The organism is Bacillus sp. HMSC036E02 (assembly GCF_001836235.1).
In the GTDB taxonomy this organism is placed as follows: Bacteria; Bacillota; Bacilli; order Bacillales; family Bacillaceae_G; genus Bacillus_A; species Bacillus_A cereus.
Window position 1 is genome coordinate 1 of the sequence record NZ_KV827808.1, and the last position, 1,582, is coordinate 1,582.

The window sequence follows — 1,582 nt, forward strand, 5'->3', positions numbered from 1 at the left end:
ATTGAAGGAATAGTATTGTATATCCTATTCATAGAGAGTTAACATAACGTCTCATTATCAGTAGCAAAGAGAAAGACGTCCCCTTACTCTCACAAGGGATTTTTCTTTTTCCTTTTCTATAACTCTATGCATCTTTATATACATTCCTATTCTGGGGCGCCTTTTGGATTCCCTATAGTTCCCGATGTCTCCCTATTTTTTGCATAAATTCTTGCATACTCTAAGCGTGGGGTTTTTCCAAAATGCTGGTGGGACACCAATTAGGAATTAAATGCATACTATTATTTTTGTATTTTGTTTTTTATTATTTATTACGGTACGTGAAATTATTTTGTTAACCAAAAATAAGTCCCTTGAAAGGAGGACTTATTTGACAAGGTACTGTTCTATTTCTTTTAGTAATAGTTTTGCACCTTCTGGACTTAATGAGATCTTACCCTTTGCTAATGCTATGTTACGATTTGACACTTCTCCTGTTAATGCACAAACATGACCAGGCTGATACTTCTGTAAAATGATGTCTTCCCCTTCTACAAAAATCTCTAATGGTGATTTTTCTTTAATTCCAAGCGTATTTCTAAGTTCCTTTGGAATTACTATACGCCCTAATTCATCCACTTTTCTAGTTACTCCGGTTGCTTTCATCCAGCACATTTCCCCATTTCATTATCAATTTGTACCCAACTTATTCTTTACTATTGTAACAGGCTTTCACCATACATGAGAAACATAATGAACCAAAAACAGACCATCATAATAAGAAATTCTTTAAACCCTTGCTGAAAGGAAATACGACCTTCTTCCATCCTACACGCCCCTTTTCTGTATAACTATTTATATGTTAAAATAAATGGGAAAGAAATCTGCCAATTTCTTTCCTAGACGGTTACTCATGACTTTGCTCTTTGTTTGCTTTTGCAAATGAAGAGCTTTTATTTTGCATACTTATATTTACTTTCTAACATCGCATAACGCAATAGTTTTAACTTTGTTTCTTTTTTCAACGCTTTCCATTCCGATACAGCAATCTTCATTCTTTATTCCTCCATTACTTTGTTATTTATTTAGACTTATAAGTTCCATTTGTAAATTTTTTTAATTTCTTTATCACTAAACCCTTTATGGATAGCGAAAATTTCTGGAAAATCCGAGAGACACAAATCAATAATTGTATTATCAGTTGTTCTTATATAGTAGTATTGAACAGCTCCTTGATAATCTGAATATAAATAGTACTTATGAATCTTATAATCTAATCCATTTTTCTCTAATACCTCATAAAGCTTATTTTTAGTTTCATCCATTACGTCAAAAATCGTTAACTGCTCCATTATTAACAGCCCCTCATTGCGTAAATTTACTAAACTAACTCTAAGAACAAGGTTGTTTCATTATGTTCATTGGTATACACATTAAACCTTTTTCCGGTAGCTTCTAATGCACTAAAAAGCATTCTTTTATATCCTTGATCCATAAAATCTACACTGATTTGACCATGATTCATTATAAATTGAAGATCAGCCATCATTTTTTTAACTTTCCGTTCCATGTAATAACCTCCTCAATAAAGTTATATAACTTA

General features: G+C 32.0%; 3 protein-coding genes. All 3 read right to left on the minus strand.

Annotated elements, in window-relative coordinates; all coding sequences use genetic code 11:
- Positions 1-366: 366 nt before the first annotated feature.
- The 3 genes from HMPREF2590_RS03660 to HMPREF2590_RS03670 all read right to left on the minus strand — a co-directional run bounded on the left by HMPREF2590_RS03660 (position 367) and on the right by HMPREF2590_RS03670 (position 1,549).
- Positions 367-645, minus strand: a complete 279-nt coding sequence (locus HMPREF2590_RS03660) for an AbrB/MazE/SpoVT family DNA-binding domain-containing protein (RefSeq protein WP_050822699.1) — start codon at positions 643-645, stop codon at positions 367-369.
- A 425-nt stretch (positions 646-1,070) separates the two neighbouring features.
- Complete coding sequence (locus HMPREF2590_RS03665; protein ID WP_048535269.1) at positions 1,071-1,331, minus strand: hypothetical protein; 261 nt, start codon at positions 1,329-1,331, stop codon at positions 1,071-1,073.
- Between the two features lie 29 nt (positions 1,332-1,360).
- Positions 1,361-1,549, minus strand: coding sequence for a hypothetical protein (locus HMPREF2590_RS03670; RefSeq protein WP_050822697.1), 189 nt, complete (start codon positions 1,547-1,549; stop codon positions 1,361-1,363).
- Positions 1,550-1,582 lie beyond the last annotated feature (33 nt).

Coding starts and splice junctions, on each gene's coding strand:
- HMPREF2590_RS03660 (WP_050822699.1), bottom strand. CDS start 645: ATGAAAGCAACCGGAGTAACTAGAAAAGTGGATGAATTAGGGCGTATA.
- HMPREF2590_RS03665 (WP_048535269.1), bottom strand. CDS start 1,331: ATGGAGCAGTTAACGATTTTTGACGTAATGGATGAAACTAAAAATAAG.
- HMPREF2590_RS03670 (WP_050822697.1), bottom strand. CDS start 1,549: ATGGAACGGAAAGTTAAAAAAATGATGGCTGATCTTCAATTTATAATG.